Annotated in this window: 15 protein-coding genes; 5 read left to right on the top strand and 10 right to left on the bottom strand. The window is 72.0% G+C overall.

All coding sequences use genetic code 11. The features are described 5' to 3' along the window. The first annotated feature begins 43 nt into the window (after positions 1–43). The gene (locus LGI35_RS21395; protein ID WP_227295508.1) at positions 44–574 is read left to right on the top strand and encodes a YceI family protein; all 531 of its coding nucleotides are present in this window, start codon (positions 44–46) and stop codon (positions 572–574) included. A 49-nt stretch (positions 575–623) separates the two neighbouring features. On the opposite strand, the gene LGI35_RS21390 is transcribed toward LGI35_RS21395, so the two are convergent. The 3 genes from LGI35_RS21390 to LGI35_RS21380 all read right to left on the bottom strand — a co-directional run bounded on the left by LGI35_RS21390 (position 624) and on the right by LGI35_RS21380 (position 4,180). Further along, positions 624–2,147 carry a PTS transporter subunit EIIC gene (locus LGI35_RS21390; protein WP_227295506.1) on the bottom strand — a complete coding sequence of 508 codons (1,524 nt, stop codon included), beginning with the start codon at positions 2,145–2,147 and terminating at the stop codon, positions 624–626. Positions 2,148–2,245: 98 nt separating this feature from the next. Next, positions 2,246–3,199 (bottom strand): N-acetylmuramic acid 6-phosphate etherase, encoded by a 954-nt coding sequence (gene murQ, locus LGI35_RS21385; protein WP_227295504.1) that lies wholly within the window; start codon positions 3,197–3,199, stop codon positions 2,246–2,248. 60 nt (positions 3,200–3,259) lie between these two features. After that, positions 3,260–4,180, bottom strand: a complete 921-nt coding sequence (locus LGI35_RS21380) for a MurR/RpiR family transcriptional regulator (protein ID WP_116512367.1) — start codon at positions 4,178–4,180, stop codon at positions 3,260–3,262. 123 nt (positions 4,181–4,303) lie between these two features. Here LGI35_RS21380 and LGI35_RS21375 point away from each other — a divergent pair, with 123 nt between their 5' ends. Together LGI35_RS21375 and LGI35_RS21370 are read left to right on the top strand one after the other, a co-directional pair. Further along, on the top strand, positions 4,304–4,672 hold the full coding sequence (locus tag LGI35_RS21375; protein WP_227295502.1) for a hypothetical protein: 369 nt from the start codon (positions 4,304–4,306) through the stop codon (positions 4,670–4,672). Next, a complete protein-coding gene (locus tag LGI35_RS21370) occupies positions 4,669–4,944 on the top strand; it encodes a DUF4031 domain-containing protein (protein ID WP_116512368.1) in 276 nt (91 codons plus the stop codon). The genes LGI35_RS21375 and LGI35_RS21370 overlap by 4 nt, the downstream gene beginning before the upstream one ends. On the opposite strand, the gene LGI35_RS21365 is transcribed toward LGI35_RS21370, so the two are convergent. From LGI35_RS21365 to LGI35_RS21350, 4 genes are all read right to left on the bottom strand, one after another. Continuing rightward, positions 4,892–6,127, bottom strand: a complete 1,236-nt coding sequence (locus tag LGI35_RS21365; protein WP_227300422.1) for a Cmx/CmrA family chloramphenicol efflux MFS transporter — start codon at positions 6,125–6,127, stop codon at positions 4,892–4,894. The two genes, LGI35_RS21370 and LGI35_RS21365, sit on opposite strands and share 53 nt — an antisense overlap. A 97-nt stretch (positions 6,128–6,224) precedes the next feature. Further along, on the bottom strand, positions 6,225–6,725 hold the full coding sequence (locus LGI35_RS21360; RefSeq protein ID WP_227295500.1) for a GNAT family N-acetyltransferase: 501 nt from the start codon (positions 6,723–6,725) through the stop codon (positions 6,225–6,227). Between the two features lie 31 nt (positions 6,726–6,756). Further along, positions 6,757–7,407, bottom strand: a complete 651-nt coding sequence (locus LGI35_RS21355) for an HD domain-containing protein (RefSeq protein ID WP_227295498.1) — start codon at positions 7,405–7,407, stop codon at positions 6,757–6,759. Between the two features lie 50 nt (positions 7,408–7,457). Then, complete coding sequence (locus LGI35_RS21350; RefSeq protein WP_227295496.1) at positions 7,458–7,649, bottom strand: hypothetical protein; 192 nt, start codon at positions 7,647–7,649, stop codon at positions 7,458–7,460. Positions 7,650–7,910: 261 nt separating this feature from the next. Here LGI35_RS21350 and LGI35_RS21345 point away from each other — a divergent pair, with 261 nt between their 5' ends. After that, the gene (locus LGI35_RS21345) at positions 7,911–9,956 is read left to right on the top strand and encodes a HelD family protein (protein ID WP_227295494.1); all 2,046 of its coding nucleotides are present in this window, start codon (positions 7,911–7,913) and stop codon (positions 9,954–9,956) included. A 4-nt stretch (positions 9,957–9,960) separates the two neighbouring features. Here LGI35_RS21345 and LGI35_RS21340 read toward each other — a convergent pair whose 3' ends face one another. Continuing rightward, positions 9,961–10,656: a copper homeostasis protein CutC gene (locus LGI35_RS21340; RefSeq protein ID WP_227295492.1), complete on the bottom strand. Its 696-nt coding sequence runs from the start codon at positions 10,654–10,656 to the stop codon at positions 9,961–9,963. Positions 10,657–10,809: 153 nt separating this feature from the next. Further along, positions 10,810–11,781 carry a hypothetical protein gene (locus LGI35_RS21335; protein WP_227295491.1) on the bottom strand — a complete coding sequence of 324 codons (972 nt, stop codon included), beginning with the start codon at positions 11,779–11,781 and terminating at the stop codon, positions 10,810–10,812. 181 nt (positions 11,782–11,962) lie between these two features. On the opposite strand from LGI35_RS21335, the gene LGI35_RS21330 reads away from it, so the two are divergent. Further along, a complete protein-coding gene (locus LGI35_RS21330; protein WP_227295489.1) occupies positions 11,963–14,239 on the top strand; it encodes a heavy metal translocating P-type ATPase in 2,277 nt (758 codons plus the stop codon). Between the two features lie 57 nt (positions 14,240–14,296). Here the strand turns inward: LGI35_RS21330 and LGI35_RS21325 are convergent, their stop codons facing one another. Next, positions 14,297–15,949, bottom strand: coding sequence for a DNA repair helicase XPB (locus tag LGI35_RS21325; protein WP_227295487.1), 1,653 nt, complete (start codon positions 15,947–15,949; stop codon positions 14,297–14,299). Positions 15,950–16,008: the final 59 nt, after the last annotated feature.

Genomic DNA, 16,008 nt, shown 5'->3' with positions numbered 1-16,008 from the left:
AGCTCGGTGACCCGTGCTCAGTGATCAGCAATCGGGAGAAGTCATGACCGTCGCCGTGGAAACGGGGCAGTGGCAGCTCGACGCCGACGCCTCCACCATCGCGCTCAAGCACCGCACCATGTGGGGGCTCGTCACCGTCAAGGGCGCCTTCGGTGTCGTCGGCGGGGGCGGTGAGGTCCGGCCGGACGGGACCGTCACCGGGGCCGTGACCCTGGACGTCGCCTCGCTCGACACCAAGAACGCCAAGCGCGACACCCATCTGCGCTCGGCGGACTTCTTCGACGTCGAGAAGCACCCCGAGATCACCTTCGAGGTGCGGGGTGTCGAGACCGGCGCGGACGCCGCGGCGCGGGTGGACGGTCGGCTGACCGTGCGCGGTGTCAGCAGGCCGGTGTCCGTGCCGGTGCGGCTGACCCGGGAGGGCGCGGACGCGGTCACACTGGCGGCCGAATTCACCGTGGACCGGACGGAGTTCGACATGGGGTGGAACCAGCTGGGGATGCTGCGCGGGCTGACCGCCGTCGCCGGGTCGCTCCGCTTCACGCGAGTGCCGGGCGGCGTCCAGGAGAGCTGAGAGCCGGGGCCCGTGCGGGCCCCGGCTCTCAGGGGGAGCGAGTGGCCGGTCAGACCTTCGCGGGTTCCCTCGGTTCCGTCGTGCCCGCGGGGGCCGGGGACTCGCCCGCGGCGGCCTGGGTGTCCACGTTCAGGTCCACCAGCATCTGCTTGCTGAACCCGAAGAAGTACGTCGCCACGAAGCCCACGATGTAGCCGACCAGCAGGCCGGCGCCGTAGATCGCGACCGTCGTGCCGAGGCCCTTGTTGCCGTCGAGGAGGGGGAACAGGGCCCAGCCCGAGGGGCCGATCGCCGTGGAGCCGACCTTGTCGCCGATCATCGAGAAGAAGCCGACGAACGCGCCGCCCGCCGCGCCGCCCACGCACGCCGTGACGAAGGGGCGGCCGAGCGGGAGCGAGACGCCGTAGATCAGGGGTTCGCCGACGCCCAGGAAGCCTGCGGGGAGGGCGGACTTGATCGTCGTACGGATCGACTTGTTGTGCTTGAGGCGCTTGAACACCGCGATCGCACAGCCGACCTGGCCCGCGCCCGCCATCGCCAGGACGGGCAGCAGGACGGTGTAGCCCTGCTGCTCGATGAGCGTGGTGTGGATGGGGATGAGGGCCTGGTGCAGGCCCAGCATGACCAGGGGGAGGAACAGGCCGCCGAGGACCAGGCCCGCGAAGGCGCCCGTGTTGTCGAGGAGCCAGTTCGCCGCGGTGCCGATGCCCGTGGAGATCTCACCCGCCACGAACATCAGGCCGAAGATCGTGACCAGGCCGGAGACCAGGACCGTGAGGGTGGGCGTGACCAGCACGTCCACCGCCTCCGGGACCCACTTCCTGCACCACTTCTCGATGTACGTCGCGAGGACCGCGGCGCCCAGCGCGCCCAGCACGCCGCCCTGGCCGGGCGACAGCTTCTGGCCGAACGCCTCGATGTTCGCGACGCCCGCGTACACGATGATCGCCGCGACCGCGCCGCCCAGGATCGGCGTACCGCCGAACTCCTTCGCCGTGTTGAAGCCGACGAAGACCGCGATCAGCGCCATGAAGCCGGAGGCGATGGCGGCCAGGGCGGGGGTGACGCCCGGCAGCCAGTGCAGGTTGATCAGCAGGCCGTTGATGCCGGCGATGATGCCGCAGCCGATCAGGGCCGGGATCAGCGGCACGAAGATGTTCGCGATCCGGCGCAGGAACAGCTTGAACGGCGTCGCGTTCTTCGCCTTGCGGGACGCCCTCAACTCGGCGCCCTGGGCGGCGAGTTCGTCCGCCGTGACCGTGTGCGGCCCGGAGGCCGCGGGGGCGGTGGCGGGGGCGGCGGGTGCGGCGGCCCTGCCCTCCTCGACCAGGGTCTCGAACTCCGGGGTGACCCGAGCGACCTTTCCCGGTCCGAGGACGATCTGGTACGTCTCGTCGTCGACCACGCCCATGACGTCGGGCAGGGCCTTCAGCGCGTCCTCGTCGACGAGCGCGCGGTCGGCCAGGCCGAGACGGAGCCGGGTCATGCAGTGGGCTACGGACGTGATGTTCGATGCGCCGCCGACGAGAGGAAGGATCGCGGCGGCCGTGGCGCGGTTCTTTGAGTCAGCCATGGGTCGTGGTGCCTTGCTGTGCGTGGTGCGTGGGGGGTGGAGCAATACGGGACTGCGGGACTGCGGGGCCCAAAAAACGGGACTGCTGGACTGCGGGACTACGCGGTCGTGGCCGAGGCCTGGAGCGCGGCGCGCAGATGGCCCTTGCTGTCGGTCAGGAGGCGGGCGGCTGTCGGACCGTCGACCGATCCGAGGATCACGAGGATGGCGTTCTTCACCTCCCCGTCCGTCGCGGCGAGCGCGGCCTCGATGTCGGCGTCGTCCGCGCCGGTGGCCAGGGCGACGATCCGGCGGGAGCGGGCGCGCAGCTTCTCGTTCGAGGCGCGTACGTCCACCATCAGGTTCCCGTACGTCTTGCCGAGCCGGATCATGGTGATCGTCGACAGCATGTTGAGGACGAGCTTCTGGGCCGTGCCCGCCTTCAGCCGGGTCGAACCGGTGAGGAGCTCGGGGCCGACGACGACCTCGATGCCGTGGTCCGCGGCCGCCGCGAGCGCGCTGTCCGCGTTGCAGGACAGCCCGATCGTGAGGGCTCCCCGGCCGCGCGCGTGCTCGACGGCGCCGATCGCGTACGGGGTGCGGCCCGAGGCCGAGATGCCGACCACGACGTCGTCCGCCGTCAGACCCAGCGCGTCCAGGTCCTCGGCCGCGAGCTCCTTGGAGTCCTCGGCGCCCTCGACCGCCTTGACCATGGCGCTCGGGCCGCCCGCGATCAGACCGACGACCTCGCTCGGGTCGGTGTTGAACGTGGGCGGGCACTCGGACGCGTCCAGGACGCCGAGCCGGCCGGCCGTGCCCGCGCCCGCGTAGACGAGGCGGCCGCCGCGGGCCATCCGCTCGGCCGTGCCGTCGATCGCGGAGGCGATCTGCGGGAGCTGCTCGGCGACGGCGGTGGGGACGCTCGCGTCCTCGCCGTTCATGATCTGCGCGATCTCCAGCGTCGACAGCTGGTCGATCTCGGAGAGCTCCGGGCGGAACGCCTCGGTGGTGAGCGTGGCGAGCTGGGCGCGCAGCTCGCTGTAGTTGTCGGCGGCGTCGGTCGTGGAGGTCATGACGTGTGCGGCTCTTTCCGGTGCGGCAGTGGGGGCGGAGGAAGGGCGTGCGTGCGTCCCCTAGCGGGAGCCGCGCGGCGTGTGACGGTGCGCGAGCGCCTCGTACGACGCCGACAGGGCGGGGGCCGCCGTCTCGTACGTACGCTGCGCGACGCCCACGAACAGGCAGTCCACGACGAGCAGCTGGCTCGTGCGGGACGACATCGCGGCCGGCCGCAGCTCGCTCTCGCGCGCCGTGGACGTGGTCAATATGTGGTCGGCGTACTGCGAGACCGGGCCGTCGGGGCGGCCGGTGATCGCGATCGTGGCGGCGCCGTGCTCGAAGGCGACGCGCAGCGGCTCGATCACGTCGCCGGTCGATCCGGAGTGCGTGATGGCGATGGCGACGTCCTTGGCGCGCAGCTGCACGGCGTTGGTGATCGCCAGGTGCGGGTCGCCGTGGGCGTGGGCGATCAGCCCGATGCGCAGAAGCTTCTGGGCGAGGTCCTGGCCGACGAGGCTGGACGCGCCGATGCCGTAGATGTCGATGCGGCGGGCGCCCGCCAGCGCGTTCACGGCCGCCCCGAGCTGCACGGTGTCGAGGCCGGCCGCGGTGTCGGCGAGGGTCTGCTGCTCGTCGTACGCGAGCTTCGCGACGACGTCGGCGATGGGGTCGTCGACCGCTATGTCCGCGGTGACGGCGGGGGCACGGCCCGACTGCTGCTGGGCGGCGAGCCCGGCGAGGGCGAGGCGCAGGTCCCGGTATCCGGGATAGCCGAGGAGGCGGGCGGTACGGACCACCGTCGCCTCGCTGGTGCCGGTGAGCTCGGCCAGGCCGGTGACCGTGAGGGCCGCGCAGCCGGCCGGGTCCCCGGCCACGGCCTCGGCGACCCGCTGCATGGAGCGGGTCATCGACGGCGCGAGGGTCCGCACCTTGGCCGCGAGGGCGGCCGGGGCGGGCGGCGCGTCGCCTGCGAAAATTTCCTTCACGTTGCTGGTCACATTTGAAAGATATTTTCAGGGGGGTGAGACGTCAAGAGTCCTTCGACTGTGCCGTTCGGCACGTCACTCCGGGTCTTCCGGACGTTCTGGGAGCCCGTACGCCGAGGGAGCACAATGGGCTGCATGGACCACATCAGCCCCCTCGAACAGGCACTGCACGCGGCCCGCGCCCTCGTACTCGCCGACCTCGGCTCCGGCGAGGTCGCCCACGCCGACGTCGTCTCCCTGGTCGAGGACTCCATAGTGCACCGTCGCTGGTGGGTCGAGCAGTGGCCGGAGGGGGTCGACTACGTCGCCGGGCTCGTCGCACAGGACGTCCAGGACGGACTCCTCGAACGCTCCGGCCGCTGGCCCCTGTGCCCCGTGTGCGGCTCCGGCGAACCCCACGCCCTCGATGTGGAACCGGAGTTGGGACCCGACCCGCACTGGGTGTGCAGCGAGGCGGGTGTGGTCGTGGCGCCCGTGGGGTCCCTCGGTACCGTCGCGCGATGACTGTCTACATCGATCCGCCGACCTGGCCCGGCCACGGACGCATGTGGTCCCACGTGGTCAGCGACGTCTCCTTCGACGAGCTCCATCTCTTCGCCGAGCGGCTCGGCGTCCCGCCCCGCGCCTTCGAGCGCGACCACTACGACCTGCCGTCGCACCGCTATGAGGACGCGGTGCGGGCCGGGGCCGTGAAGGTCGGCTCGAAGGAGCTGGTGCGCAGGCTCACCGAGGCGGGGTTGCGGAGGCCGAAGGGGCGTCCCGCAGTGGGAGGTTGAGGTCCTTGGGGCCGGACGACGCCACGAGCTTCGTGGCCGATCCGCGGTGCAGGCGCAGTGACACGGCCGTCGCGCCGATCGCCGTCACCGTCATCGCCGCGCCCGCCCACGCCGTCGCCGGGTAGCCGAGCCCCGCGTCGATCACCGTGCCGCCGAGCCACGGCCCGCCCGTGTTGCCCAGGTTGAACGCCGCCGTCGTCGTCGCCCCGGCGAGCGTGGGGGCCGCGCCCGCCACGTTGAACATGCGGGCGTTCAGCGCCGGCGCCGTGTAGAACGCCGAGAAGCCCAGCAGGAACGACAGCACCACCGCCGCCACCGCGAACCCGCCGAGCAGCGCCAGTGCCACCAGGAACACCGTGGACGCCGCGATCCCGCTCAGCAGCACCCCGAAGAGATGCGCGTCGGCGACCCGGCCCCCGACCGTCGTGCCGACCAGCGCGCCGACACCGAAGAGCGCGAGGACCGTCGGGACCCAGCCCTCGTCCAGGCCCGCCACATCCGTGAGCAGCGGCGACAGATAGCTGAACGCGCAGAACACGCCGCCCGCGGCCAGCGCCGTCACCGTGATCGACAGCCAGACCTGGCTGTCCCGGTAGATCGCCAGCTCGCGCCGCGGCCGCGGCCTCTGCGCCGGGAGCGGGATCCGCGGGATCAGCGTCACCACCCCCACCAGCGCGATCGCCGACGCCACGGCCACCGCCCAGAACGCCGCCCGCCAGCCCAGACCGTCACCGAGGAAGGCGCCCGCCGGGACACCCAGCACGTTCGCGATCGACAGACCGCCGATCATCACCGCCATGGCCCGTGCCCGCTGGGTCACCGGCACCATCGCGATGGCCACCGCCGCGCCCACGGCCCAGAACCCGGCGCAGGCCAGCGCGCTCACGATCCGCGACGCGAACAGGACCGCGTACGTCGGCGCCAGCGCGCCCGCGACCTGGCCCAGGCCGAACACCGAGATCAGCGCGATGAGTGTGGTGCGGCGCGGCAGGCGCAGCGTCGCCACGGCGAGCAGCGGGGCGCCCACCACCATGCCGATCGCGAACGCCGATATCAGCAGGCCCGCCTGCGGGATCGTGACGTCCATGTCGTCGGCGATCGCGGGCAGGATGCCGGACAGCATGAACTCGGACGTGCCCAGCGCGAACACCGCGAGGCCCAGGATGTAGACGGCCGGCGGCATGCGGGTGGGGGCGCCCGCGGGGGTGTCTTCGGCGGTGTCGGCGGGAGCTTTTCGAGCGGAGTCAGGCATGACGTGACACAACGCGACGAGGTGTCGCCTAAATTCCCGACAGTTCGTAGGAGCAGAGGTCCGGCGTCGTCGCGATCCGTACGAAACCGGCGCGCTCAAGTACCCGTTGGGACAGCCCGTTGTCCAGGTCCGTGTTCGCCGTCACCGCCGTGACGCCGGGCTGCGACAGCGCCCACGTGGCTATCGCGGTCACCGCCTCCGTCGCGTAGCCCCGGCCGCGCGCCCCCTCCGTCACGTCGTAACCGATCTCCACGCGGCCCTCCTCGTCCGGCGGGCTGTGGAAGCCGATCCCGCCGACCGCGCGCCCGTCCTCGGTCCGCACGATCGCGTACGTTCCCCAGCCGTCGCGGTACGTGCCCGCCGCGTGCGCCTTCACCGTGATCCCCGAGCCGGTCCGGGTGCCGTCCGGTGCGTCGCCGTCCAGCCAGGCGAAGCCGCCCGACCCGCTGTCCGCGTTCAGGTCCCTGGCCGACTCCAGGGACAGCTCGTGCAGGCGTACGCGCGCGGCCGCGATGGTGAGGAGTGTCATGGGCCGAGGATGCGACAGCCGCACGTGCCGATCAACCGGTTTGCGGAGTCAGCAGGGCCAGCTCGGCCGTGAGGTTCTCGCGGGCCCGCTCCTCCCAGTGCGCCGCGCCGTACGGGGTGCGGAACAGGCGGGGCAGGGCGAGGAGTTGGCGCAGTACCGCGGCGCGGCCCTCGCGGAACGGCTCGTCCGGCACGAAGCCGTACTCCTCCCGGACCGCCGCCGCGTAGGCCGCGTACGCGCCCGGCGACTCCGCCAGGATCGCCAGGTCCGCGTCGCACAGGACCTCGCCGTTGTGGTCGTCCTCGTCCGGGTCGTGCGTCACCGTGAGCATGACCAGGCGGCTCACCTCGTCGATCTGCCGCTCCGTCAGGCCCACTTCCGCCAGGGCCCGTTCGGCGAGGCGCGCCGAGCGTTCCTCGTTCGTCGAGCGCTCGGGGAGGTACACCGCGTCGTGGAACCAGGCCGCGAGGCGGACCAGGGCCGGGTCGTCGGCGTGGTCCTCCAGTGCGTCGATGTGGTCCAGGACCGCCTTGAGGTGCGTCGTCGTGTGATAGCGGCGCTGTGGCTCCGCCCAGCGGGCAAGGAGGTCGTCCGCGTAGGCCTCCGGGGTCGTGGGGGTGGCTGTCGTGGGCTGCGCCGTGGCGAGTGTGTCCGCCCAGGCTTTCCTCAGGTCGTCCCGCATGCGGCGACCCTAGACCCTGTCGGCGGGGCCCGTCGGCAGGCCCCGTCGCTCTAGTCCGGGGGCGGCTCGTACGCGGCTGATCGCTTCTGGACGCCGGCCTCCTCGTCGTACTCGCCCAGAAGGACCACGCCGAGCGCCGTGGTCACGATGACCTTGGCCGCTCGCAGGACGTTTCCGAGGCGGTGGGGGTGGTGGGTCTCCGTGGCGGCGGTGGCACCGTGGGTGAAGGTCATGGTTGTCATGCCTCCATGGTGGAATACGGGCATTCCGCGCACATCGGTCCGGAGTCGTAGGTTGCGGCGGCGGGGGTGCGCCCTGGGGGTGACTCCGCCCCCTAGGGCCCTCTCCATGGCTCCCCGGGGAAATAAATGTGTTGGTCGTGTGTCGGGGCGGGAGTAAGGTGGTCCGCCTTGCCCGCCTCCCTCCGTGGAGTGCCGCCGCCCGGACGGAAACCGGCCGGCTGCCGTGTGTAACCGAACCCCCGGAGCCCGGAGGCATAGCCCGTGTCCCTCGACGACCCGCTTTCCCGCGAGCGCGCCCACCTCACGTCGTCCCGTGCCGCCCTGCGCGCCATGCGCGAGGACGTGGAATCCCTCGACATCGCCGACGTGACCGCGAACTGGGTGAACGCCGCCGTTCTGCAGCGCCAGATCGACGACCGGATCAAGGCCCTGGCCGATCTGTCGCACACCCCCCTGTTCTTCGGGCGGCTCGACTACCTGCACGCCCCCGGCGCCGACCAGGCCGAAGGGGCCGAGGGGGAGCGGTTCTACATCGGGCGGCGCCATGTTCATGACGCGGTGGGCGACCCGATGGTCATCGACTGGCGCGCCCCCGTCTCGCAGCCCTTCTACCGCGCCTCGAAGAAGGACCCGATGGACGTCGGGCTGCGGCGGCGGTTCGGTTACACGGGCGGGGATCTCACCGCGTACGAGGACGAGCGGCTGTCCGACCCCGCCGAGGCCGAGGTCGTGAGCGCGCTGCTCCAGGCCGAGATCGAGCGCCCCCGCGTCGGACCCATGCGCGACATCGTCGCCACCATCCAGCCCGAGCAGGACGAGATCGTGCGCAGCGGGCTCTCGGGGTCCGTGTGCGTCCAGGGAGGGCCCGGGACCGGTAAGACCGCCGTCGGCCTCCACCGTGTCGCCTACCTGCTCTACGCCCACCGCGAGCGGCTGGCCCGGACCGGGACCCTCGTCATCGGACCGAACCGGTCCTTCCTCCACTACATCGAGCAAGTCCTCCCCGCCCTCGGCGAGTTGGAGGTCAAGCAGGCCACCGTCGACGACCTCGTCGCCCATGTGGAGGTGCGGGGCGCCGACAGCGCCGACGCCGCCGTGATCAAGGGTGACGCGCGGATGGCCGAGGTGCTGCGGCGGGCCGTGCGCTCGCACATCACGCTGCCCGTGGAGCCCGTCGTGGTCGTGCGCGGGTCCCGGCGCTGGCGCGTGCCCGCGTATGAACTCGAGGAGATCGTAAGGGAGTTGATGGGCCGGGACATGCGGTACGGCGCCGCCCGCGACGCCCTTCCGCAGCGCATCGCCCACGCCGTTCTCGTACAGATGGAGCGGTCGGGCGAAGCCCCCGACGACCGTGTGCAGGACTCCGTGGCCAGGAACGCGGCCGTCAAGGCCGCCGTGAAGGTCCTGTGGCCCGCCGTCGATCCCGCGAAGCTCGTGCTGCGGCTGCTGTCCGACGCCGAGTTCCTCGCCGAGCACGCGGAGGGGGTGCTCGGCGAGGACGAGCAGAAGTGCGTGCTGTGGGAGCGTCCGGCGCGCAGCGTGCGGGCCGCCAAGTGGTCCTCCGCCGACGCCGTGCTGATCGACGAGGTCACCGATCTCGTCGCCCGTACGCACTCCCTCGGGCATGTCGTGCTCGACGAGGCACAGGACCTCTCGCCCATGCAGTACCGGGCCGTCGGGCGGCGCTGCACCACCGGGTCCGCCACCGTGCTCGGCGACCTCGCGCAGGGCACGACGCCCTGGGCCACGCGCAGCTGGGCCGAGGCGCTGCGGCATCTGGGTAAGGAGGAGGCCGTGGTCGAGGAGCTGACCGTCGGGTTCCGCGTGCCGCGCGACGTCATCGCGTACGCGTCCCGGCTGCTGCCCCACATCGCGCCCGGCCTCGCGCCCGTCTCGTCCGTCCGGGAGAACCCCGGCGCCTTCGAGGTCCGGGAGGCGGCGAACGGGGCCGACGACGTGGTCGTCGCGTGCGCGGAGGCGCTGGAGCGCGAGGGATCCGTGGGCCTCATCGCCGCCGACGCCCGCATCCCGGCCCTGGCCGAGGCCCTCGCCGACGCCGGGCTCACCTACCTGGGCCCCGGCGAGGAGACCACCGCGCAGACCCGCCTCACCCTCGTGCCGGCCTCGCTCGCGAAGGGCCTCGAATACGACTACGTGGTCCTCGACGAGCCCGCCGCCGTGGTCGACGGCGAACCCGACGAGCGGACCGGACTGCGTCGCCTGTACGTGGCGCTGACCCGAGCCGTCTCCGGGTTGGTCGTGGTCCACGCCGCGGAGCTGCCGGAGCAGCTCGGGGGAGCGCTGTAGGGCCCTACCTCCCCGCGTCGACCGCTTCCCGCCACGCGCGGACCGCGTCCGCGGACACCGGGGCCGTCCAGCCCTGGGGGCGGGCCGCGCCGCCGATGTGGAAGGCGTCGATGCCCGCCGCCTTCAGGCGCGGCAGGTGGTCGAGACGGAGGCCGCCGCCGACCAGGATCCGCTGTTCGTAACCCGGTTCGCCCGAGCGGGCCGCCTCCGCCGCGAGGACGTCGAGCCCGGCGTCCACGCCGTCCGGCGAGCCGGCCGTCAGATATGTGTCGAGGCCCGGCGCGTGCGCGAGCTGCTTGCGCAGGGCGTCGCGGTCCGCCGCCCGGTCGATCGCGCGGTGGAAGGTCCAGCGGCAGCCGTCCAGCTCCGCCGTGATGCGTTCGACCGCCGCGAGGTCGGGGTCGCCCGCCGGGTCGAGGAAGCCGAGCACGAACTCGTCGGCCCCTTCCGCGCGCAGCCCGCGCGCGGTCTCGGCCAGCGCGTCCAGGTCGCCCGCGGCGAAACCGTCCGCGAGCCGGATCATGACCCGCAGTGAGATGCCGACGGCCGCGCGGATCCGGCCGAACGTCTCGCGCGACGGGGTGAGCCCGTCCGCCGCCATGTCGGTGACCAGCTCGAGCCGGTCGGCCCCTCCTGCCTGGGCCGCGACGGCGTCCTCGGCGCCGAGCGCGATCACCTCCAGGACTGCACGCTTGCTCATGGGACCCCTTTTGTCGGCTCTGTCGGCTCTGTCGGTTACGAAGGCGGGTGCGGATACGGTGGCGGCCGGGCCCCCGGCCTGTCGTCCCGACAGGTCCTAGAGGTCTAGTCCAATAGGTCAGCCTACGCGCAGACGGCCCGCGCCGACAGGTGATCAGTGGCCGTGCTCCTGGGGATGATCACTCGCGCTCCGCCCGGCGTGCACCGTGAATTCCGCCGTCCGCACGGTGCCGTCGTGCTTGAAGTCCAGGAAGAGGCGGTACGTCCCGTTGCTGGGCGCCGTCGCCGTGAACGACACCTCCGGCCCGGGCCCGCCCTTGTTCGGGTGTACGTGGAGGTACGCGAGGTCGCCGGAGCGCAGGGCGACCAGGTGCCCGTACGAGCCGAGGTAGGGCTGGAGGTCGGTGACCGGCTTCCCGTTCCTCGCGACGCTCAGGGTCAGCTCGCTCGCCGCTCCCGCGCCGAGGCCGCCGCCCAGGCGCACCTCGTATCCGTCGCCGGCGTCGGCGGTCCGGGAGGCCGCCGGGAGGTCCCCGGGCGCGTACTTTCCGGCCACCGACAGGTCCGCCCCGAGGGTGAGGCCCTCCTTCTCCGTCCGCGGGGTGAAGTCGGCGAAGACGCGGTAGCCGCCCGCCTTCGGCAGCTCGACCGGCGTCCTCCAGGTGCCGTCGGCCGCGCGGGCCGGGTGCAGGTGGCGGTAGACCGTGAGGTCCCGCGAGGCCACGATCAGGTGCAGCTGCTTGCCGTGCTCCGTCCGGTACGCGGTGACCTTGCGGCCCGTGTCGTCCTTGGTGATCGCGAAACTCAGCTCGCTGCGCTCGCCGGCGGCCGCGATGTGCCGGGTCCGCAGGTCGAGCGTGTAGCCGCGCTCGGAGATCTGCAGCCCGCCCGGGACGGCGGCGGCCCCGGCGGCCGATGTGCCGTGCCCGGCGTGCCCGTCCTGCGCCTTCTCCGCTCCCTCCGCTTCCTTCTCATGTCCTCCACCCGCGTGTCCTGCCCCCGCGTGTCCTGCCGTCCTCTGTTCTCCCGCGGTGACGGGGTCCACGCCCTTGCCCACCCCGTACGCGGTGCCGAAGGTCGCGGCGACGGCGGCTGCGAAGGCGGTGATCTTCAGTCCGGTCTTCATGACGGCTCCTGGTGTGCGGACGGTGTCGATGTCTGGTGGCTGATAGCTCGACCATACCCCCAGGGGGTATGAAGTCAAGCGGCGTGAACGCTTGCGCCAGATACCCCCCATGGGTATAGATTGGATCTCGTGAGCGATACCCGCCCCGGGTACCGGAGCAGAGAGCGATCGAGGAGGCCTCATGTCGGTGCATCAAGCCGCCACCGCGCCCTTTGCCGCCCAGGCGGCAGAGGTGGAACTCGCCATCGGCGGCATGACCTGTGCCTCGTGCGCCGCCCGGATCGAGAAGAAGCTGAACCGGATGGACGGCGTGGAGGCGACCGTCAACTACGCCACGGAGAAGGCGAAGGTCACCTTCGCCGACGGGGTGGCGGTGGCCGATCTGATCGCCACGGTCGAGGCCACCGGGTACACGGCCCAGGAGCCGCCCCGGACCGTCGAGGAGAAGACGGAGGGAGCGGAGTCGGACGCGTCGGCCGACCCGCTCGCGCCGCTCCGGCAGCGACTGGTCACCGCCGTCGTGCTCGCCGTGCCGGTGGTGGCGATGGCGATGATCCCCGCCCTCCAGTTCGAGTACTGGCAGTGGCTGTCCCTCACGCTGACGGCGCCCGTCGTGACGTACGCGGCCTGGCCCTTCCACAAGGCCGCCGTCACCAACGCGCGGCACGGCGCCGCGACCATGGACACCCTCATCTCCGTCGGCACGTCGGCCGCGTTCCTCTGGTCGGTGTGGGCGCTCTTCCTCGGAACCGCCGGCACGCCCGGCATGACGCACGCCTTCGAGCTGACCATCGCCCGCAGCGACGGCGCCGGGAACATCTACCTGGAGGCCGCCGCCGGAGTCACCGCCTTCATCCTGGCCGGGCGCTACTTCGAGGCCAGGTCCAAGCGGAAGGCCGGCGCGGCACTCAAGGCGCTGCTCGAACTCGGCGCCAAGAACGTCACGCTGGTGCGCGTGGGCGGACGTGAAGGGACCGTCCCCGTCGGCGAGTTGAAGGTCGGCGACCGGTTCCTCGTACGGCCCGGCGAGAAGATCGCCACCGACGGGGCCGTGGTCGAGGGCGCGTCCGCCGTGGACGCCTCCATGCTGACCGGCGAGTCCGTGCCCGTGGAGGTCGCTGTCGGGGACGCCGTCACCGGCGCGACACTGAACGTCGGCGGACGCCTCGTCGTCGAGGCCACCCGCGTCGGCGCCGACACCCAACTCGCCCGTATGGCACGCCTCGTGGAGGACGCGCAGAACGGAAAGGCGGCGGCGCAGCGCCTCGCCGACAGGATCTCCGCCGTGTTCGTGCCGGTCGTCATCGGGCTCGCGCTGGCCACGCTCGGGTTCTGGCTCGGCAACGGCGCCGGGATCACCGCCGCCTTCACCGCGGCCGTGGCCGTCCTCATCATCGCCTGCCCCTGCGCCCTGGGCCTCGCCACACCGACGGCGCTGATGGTCGGCACGGGGCGCGGCGCGCAGCTCGGCATCCTCATCAAGGGCCCGGAGGTCCTGGAGACCACGCGGGCGGTCGACACGATCGTCCTGGACAAGACCGGAACGGTCACGACCGGCCGGATGACGCTGCTCGCCACGCACGTGGCCGACGGCACGGACATGGGTGAAGTCCTGCGTTTCGCGGGGGCGTTGGAGCACTCCTCGGAGCACCCGATCGCGCAGGCGATCGCCGACGGGGCCCGCGAGAAGGTGGGCGAGCTCGGCGTCGTCGAGGACTTCGCCAACCTTCCCGGCCTCGGCGTGCAGGGCATCGTGGACGGCCGCGCCGTACTCGTCGGCCGCGTCAAGCTGCTGGGCGAGTGGGAGATCCGGCTGCCCGTGGAGCTGGAAAGGGCGAGGGCGGAGGCCGAGGCGGCGGGGCGTACGGCCGTCGCGGTGGCCTGGGACGGGGAGGCCAGGGCCGTCCTCGAAGTCGCGGACGCGGTGAAGGAGACCAGCGCGGAGGCGGTACGGCGACTGCGGGACCTGGGCCTGACGCCCATCCTCCTCACCGGCGACAACGAAGCCGTGGCACGCTCGGTGGCCGCCGAGGTGGGCATCGACGAGGTGATCGCGGAGGTCATGCCGCAGGACAAGGTCGACGTCGTCAAGAGGCTTCAGGGCGAAGGGCGTTCCGTGGCCATGGTCGGCGACGGCGTCAACGACGCGGCGGCCCTGGCGCAGGCCGACCTGGGACTCGCGATGGGCACGGGAACGGACGCGGCGATCGAGGCCGGCGACCTGACGCTGGTCCGCGGCGACCTGAGGGCGGCGGCCGACGCGATCCGCCTGTCCCGGCGGACGCTGGGGACCATCCGCACCAACCTGTTCTGGGCGTTCGCCTACAACGTCGGCGCGCTGCCGCTGGCCGCGGCGGGCCTGCTGAACCCGATGATCGCGGGCGCGGCGATGGCGTTCTCCTCGGTGTTCGTCGTGGGCAACAGCCTGCGGCTGAGGAACTTCAGGCCGCAGTCGTAGGAGCGAGCGAGCAGGGCCCGTCCACACACGGTGGACGGGCCCTGCTCACGTGACCGTTCAGCTTCCCTGCCCGCCCGCGAGGAGTTCGTCGGCGTCGATGATGCGGTACGCGTAGCCCTGCTCGGCGAGGAAGCGCTGGCGGTGGGCCGCGAAGTCCTGGTCGATGGTGTCGCGGGCGACGACGGAGTAGAAGCGGGCCTCGTGCCCGTCGGCCTTCGGACGCAGGACCCGGCCGAGGCGCTGGGCCTCCTCCTGCCGGGACCCGAAGGTGCCGGACACCTGGATCGCGACCGTGGCCTCGGGCAGGTCGATGGAGAAGTTGGCGACCTTGGACACGACGAGGACGGAGATCTCGCCGTTGCGGAACGCGTCGAAGAGCTTCTCGCGCTGGGCGTTGCTGGTCTCGCCCTTGATGACGGGGGCGTCCAGATGCTCGCCGAGCTCGTCGAGCTGGTCGATGTACTGCCCGATGACGAGGGTCTGCTCGCCCTGGTGCTTACGCACGAGGGCCTCCGTCACCTTCCGCTTGGTCGCCGTCGTGGCGCAGAAGCGGTACTTCTCCTCGGCCTCCGCGGTCGCGTAGGCGAGCCGCTCGCTGTCGGTGAGATTGACGCGCACCTCGACACAGTCGGCGGGGGCGATGTAGCCCTGGGCCTCGATCTCCTTCCACGGAGCGTCGAAGCGCTTGGGCCCGATCAGCGAGAAGACGTCCGACTCGCGTCCGTCCTCACGCACCAGCGTCGCGGTGAGGCCGAGGCGCCGCCGGGCCTGGAGGTCGGCGGTGAACTTGAAGACGGGCGCGGGGAGCAGATGCACCTCGTCGTAGATCACGAGCCCCCAGTCGCGGGAGTCGAAGAGCTCCAGATGCGGATAGATGCCCTTCCGCTTCGTGGTCAGCACCTGATACGTGGCGATGGTGACGGGCCGGATCTCCTTCTTCGTCCCGCTGTACTCGCCGATCTCGTCCTCGGTCAGGCTCGTCCGCTTGACCAGCTCGTGCTTCCACTGCCGGGCCGAGACCGTGTTGGTGACGAGGATGAGCGTCGTCGCCTTGGCCTCGGCCATCGCGCCGGCGCCCACGAGCGTCTTGCCGGCGCCACAGGGCAGCACGACCACGCCGGACCCGCCGTGCCAGAAGCCCTCGACGGCCTGCTTCTGGTACGGGCGCAGCGCCCAGCCGTCCTCCGCGAGGTCGATCTGGTGCGCCTCGCCGTCCACGTAACCGGCGAGGTCCTCGGCGGGCCAGCCCAGCTTGAGGAGCGTCTGCTTGATCTGGCCGCGCTCCGAGGGGTGCACGGCGACGGTGTCGGCGTCGATGCGGGCGCCGACCAGCGGGGCCACGCGCTTGGAACGGAGGATCTCCTCGAGGACCGGCCGGTCCGTGGTGGTCAGGACGAGGCCGTGCGCCGGGTGCTTGGACAGCGTGAGACGCCCGTACCGGTCCATGGTCTCGGCGATGTCGACCAGGAGCGCGTGCGGGACGGGGTAGCGGCTGTACTCGACGAGGGCGTCCACGACCTGCTCGGCGTCGTGGCCGGCGGCCCGCGCGTTCCACAGCCCCAGCGGCGTCAGCCGGTAGGTGTGGATGTGCTCCGGGGCGCGCTCCAGCTCGGCGAAGGGCGCGATGGCGCGACGGCATGCGTCGGCCTGGTCGTGGTCGACCTCCAGGAGCAGCGTCTTGTCACTCTGGACGATGAGCGGTCCGTTCACATGTATCCCTTCCACCGCGCTCCGCGACGCGCGGGGCCAAACGTCCAGTGTGCCGCATG

This window comes from Streptomyces longhuiensis, assembly GCF_020616555.1.
Classification (GTDB): domain Bacteria; phylum Actinomycetota; class Actinomycetes; order Streptomycetales; family Streptomycetaceae; genus Streptomyces; species Streptomyces longhuiensis.
The sequence above is the reverse complement of the archived record's forward strand: the minus strand, read 5'-3'. Positions and strand labels throughout refer to the sequence as shown.

Excerpts from the sequence above, each read along its gene's own strand:
- LGI35_RS21395 (WP_227295508.1), top strand. The coding sequence starts at position 44 with ATGACCGTCGCCGTGGAAACGGGGCAGTGGCAGCTCGACGCCGACGCC.
- LGI35_RS21390 (WP_227295506.1), bottom strand. The coding sequence starts at position 2,147 with ATGGCTGACTCAAAGAACCGCGCCACGGCCGCCGCGATCCTTCCTCTC.
- murQ (WP_227295504.1), bottom strand. The coding sequence starts at position 3,199 with ATGACCTCCACGACCGACGCCGCCGACAACTACAGCGAGCTGCGCGCC.
- LGI35_RS21375 (WP_227295502.1), top strand. The coding sequence starts at position 4,304 with ATGGACCACATCAGCCCCCTCGAACAGGCACTGCACGCGGCCCGCGCC.
- LGI35_RS21370 (WP_116512368.1), top strand. The coding sequence starts at position 4,669 with ATGACTGTCTACATCGATCCGCCGACCTGGCCCGGCCACGGACGCATG.
- LGI35_RS21365 (WP_227300422.1), bottom strand. The coding sequence starts at position 6,127 with ATGCCGCCGGCCGTCTACATCCTGGGCCTCGCGGTGTTCGCGCTGGGC.
- LGI35_RS21360 (WP_227295500.1), bottom strand. The coding sequence starts at position 6,725 with ATGACACTCCTCACCATCGCGGCCGCGCGCGTACGCCTGCACGAGCTG.
- LGI35_RS21355 (WP_227295498.1), bottom strand. The coding sequence starts at position 7,407 with ATGCGGGACGACCTGAGGAAAGCCTGGGCGGACACACTCGCCACGGCG.
- LGI35_RS21350 (WP_227295496.1), bottom strand. The coding sequence starts at position 7,649 with ATGACAACCATGACCTTCACCCACGGTGCCACCGCCGCCACGGAGACC.
- LGI35_RS21340 (WP_227295492.1), bottom strand. The coding sequence starts at position 10,656 with ATGAGCAAGCGTGCAGTCCTGGAGGTGATCGCGCTCGGCGCCGAGGAC.
- LGI35_RS21335 (WP_227295491.1), bottom strand. The coding sequence starts at position 11,781 with ATGAAGACCGGACTGAAGATCACCGCCTTCGCAGCCGCCGTCGCCGCG.
- LGI35_RS21330 (WP_227295489.1), top strand. The coding sequence starts at position 11,963 with ATGTCGGTGCATCAAGCCGCCACCGCGCCCTTTGCCGCCCAGGCGGCA.